This window comes from Halomonas sp. 707D4, assembly GCF_024158685.1.
Lineage (GTDB): Bacteria > Pseudomonadota > Gammaproteobacteria > Pseudomonadales > Halomonadaceae > Vreelandella.
This window is the reverse complement of sequence record NZ_JAMZBD010000372.1, coordinates 1-3,091: the sequence shown is the minus strand read 5'-3', so window position 1 is coordinate 3,091 and position 3,091 is coordinate 1. Positions and strand designations below refer to the sequence as shown.

Genomic DNA, 3,091 nt, shown 5'->3' with positions numbered 1-3,091 from the left:
ACCTGGGGCTGGCCGATGACGCGCCCGCCGGCGAGCACCGTGATCTGCTGCGCGCCATCACCACGGCCTTCGGCAACGTCATGACGTCGCCGCTGCGCCAGGCCATGGCCGCTGGCGACTACGCCGAGCTCGACCGGCTGCGCGATGGCATCAACGAAAGCTTTCCGGCCTTCAGCGACGCGGTGGATCGCTTCAGCGTGCATGCACTCCAGTACGGCGAAACGCTCATCGAAGACGAGCGCCAGGACAGCAAGGTCTCCATGCTGGTCGTCGGTACGCTGCTGGCGGTGGGCGTGGCGCTGTTCATTGCCATGCAACTGCTCGTCAACCGCCTGATCGTCTCGCCGCTCCAGCGCGCCGCCAACGTGTGCGAAGGCATCGCCCAGGGCGATCTTACCCATCGACTCGAGCCCGGCGGGCGCAACGAGGTCGGCCGGTTCTATAACGCCCTGGCGGACATGCAGTCGCGCCTGGAAGGCGTCATCGGCACCCTGAGCCAGAGCGGCGAGGCCGTGGCCAGCAGCTCCAAGCAGATCGCCGGCGGCAGCCAGGATCTGGCCTCGCGCACCGAGCAGCAGGCGGCGGCGCTGCAGCAGACCGCCGCCAGCATGGACGAGATCTCGTCGCTGGTGCGCCAGAACGCCGAAACCGCCTCGGAGGCGGAGCGCCTGACCCAGGACGCCGCCGGCAAGGTGGCGCGCGGCCAGCAGACCTCGGAGCGCACCACGCAGCTCATGCGCGAGCTCGAGGCGACCTCTCACCGGGTTCACGATATCGTTCAGGTCATCGACTCCATCGCCTTCCAGACCAACATCCTGGCCCTCAACGCCTCCGTCGAGGCGGCGCGGGCCGGCGAGCATGGCCGTGGCTTCGCCGTGGTGGCAAGTGAAGTCCGTTCGCTGGCCACCAAGACCTCGTCGTCGTCCAAGGAGATCCGCGCCATGATCGAGGACATCGCCCAGCGCATCGCCCAGGGCGCCGAGCAGTCCGCCCATAGCCGTCACGACATGGAAGAGATCAACGCCGCGATCATGAAGGTCAACGACATGATGCAGTCGCTGGCCATGGCGGCGAAGGAGCAGGACGCCGGCATCAGCCAGGTGAGCACGGCGGTGGCCCAGATGGACAGCGCCACCCAGGAGAACGTGTCGCTGGTGGAGGAAACCAGCACCGCTTCCGCCGCCCTCGAGGACGAGGCGAGCCGCCTGGCGGAGCTGGTCGGTACCTTCAAGCTCAACCAGACCATCGAGCGGCGTCCTGCGCGGGAGCGCTCGATGCCCCTGCCCAGGCCCGCCGCTCGCGCCGCGGCCGAAGAGCCCGAGTGGGAAGCGTTTTAGCCTGAAACGATGGCCGCTGGTCGATCAGGGCACGCTCGCCGCCTGATCGGGCGAGCGGGAGTGGCGGCGGCCTCGATACTCAAGGACACGCCCAGGCGCCATGCCGGTCACGACCGGCATGGCGCTCTTTTTTGCGCGTCGAACGTTCAGAACTCGGTGCGCAGCGTCACCATCGCGCTGCGCGGGGCGCCGTAGATCGAGTGGGCGTAGAAGCCGTAGCGCTCGTAGTAGTGCTTGTCGAACAGGTTGTCGACGTTGAGCGTCACGTTGGTGACATCGGTGATGTCGTAGCGCGCCATGGCATTGACCGTGGCGTAGCCATGCCAGTTGGCGGCCGTCGCGCCGGTGCTGACGCCGTCGGTGGGCTGCCCGGCGGGGCTCGAGATGGCGTCGATGTCGCTCTGCGCATACACGCCGGCACCGAAGGTCCAGCGGTTCAGCGCCCCGGTCGGTGCGTAGGTGGTGGAGAGCTTGAACAGGTGCTTGGGATCGCTGCGTCCATCGGAATCGATGCGTCGGAAGTGCAGGTAGGTATAGCCGCCGTAGACGTTCCAGTTCGGCGTGAGGGCGCCGGCGATCTCCAGATCCACCCCGTCGGTCTCGTTGCCGGTGCCCGCGCGGTAGGCCTGGTCGCCGTCCGGCGTCAGGTTGGCGCCATCGAGCACGGCGCTGTTCTCCTGGCGGGTGCGGAAGTAGGCGGCCGAGGCGTTCAGGCGACCATCGAACCACTCGCCCTTCATGCCGGCCTCGTAGCTGTCCCCCTCGATCGGGGTGACCGTGTCGCCGCTCACCGTCTGGCGGGTCTGCGGGGTGAAGACGTTGGTATAGCTGGCATATAGCGAGTGGTTGTCCGTCAGATCGAGGACCAGGCCGGCGTAGGGTGTGAACACGCCGGTTTCGCGCTGGCGGGTGGTGTCGCCGGCGGCCGTCTCGTTGTCGGTCTTGTAGTAACTGGTGCGACCGCCCAGGATCAGCGAAAGCGGCTCGGTCAGGCTCAGCCGCGTGGCGGCGTAGAGCCCGCGCAGCTCGGTATCGGTGGTGCTGAAGCGACCGGTGCGCGCGCCGTCGAGGCGGATGTCGGCATCGACGCCGCGACGCCAGTCGCTGATCGGCAGGCCGTTGGTGGCGCGGTACATGCAGCCTTCGGAAAACACGGACCGCGTGGCGCTGGACATGGTGCAGTCCTGCTCGAAGTTGCGCGAGCGGGTGCGACTGTCGCTGTAGCCCAGCGCCAGGTCGTGGCGTCGCCCGGCCAGCTCGAAAGCGCCGTTCAGGTCGATCTGTGCGGAGCGCTGGCGCGTCTCGTTGTCGTCGCGCATGGCGTTGAGCACGGCGCCGCCGCCATCCTCTTCCCAGTAGCCGATGTAGGTGCCGCCCGGGCCGCGGTTGACCTTGCCCAGCGCCAGGTTGTTGAACGCATCGGTATCGCTCTGGGCGGCCTGGACGTTCAGCGACCAGTCGTCGTTGAAGCGGTGGGTCAGCGAGGCGAAGACGGTATCGGTCTGCTGATCGGCGAAGCTCCACTCCGGCGCCAGGTTGGTGCTGCGCGACAGGTCGGTCTTGCGCCCACTGGCGAACCAGATCGGCACGTTGGCGCCCCATCCCGCGCCGCTGGTCTTGTTGTATTCATGCTGGTAGCCCACGCCCAGGGTGGTCGCCTCGCTCACGTCCGCCTCGAGATTGGCCAGAAAGCCCCGGCTTCGAGTCGACTCGTGATCGCGAAAGGCGTCGCCCTCGCCCTGGCTCACTACGAA

Annotated in this window: 2 protein-coding genes; one reads left to right on the top strand and one right to left on the bottom strand. The window is 67.6% G+C overall.

From position 1 onward, the window contains the following. The coding region (locus tag BIS11_RS13805) for a methyl-accepting chemotaxis protein (protein ID WP_253586313.1) at positions 1-1,337 on the top strand (1,337 nt) is incomplete at its 5' end. Positions 1,338-1,483: 146 nt separating this feature from the next. On the opposite strand, the gene BIS11_RS13800 is transcribed toward BIS11_RS13805, so the two are convergent. Next, the coding region (locus BIS11_RS13800; RefSeq protein ID WP_253586311.1) for a TonB-dependent siderophore receptor at positions 1,484-3,091 on the bottom strand (1,608 nt) is incomplete at its 5' end.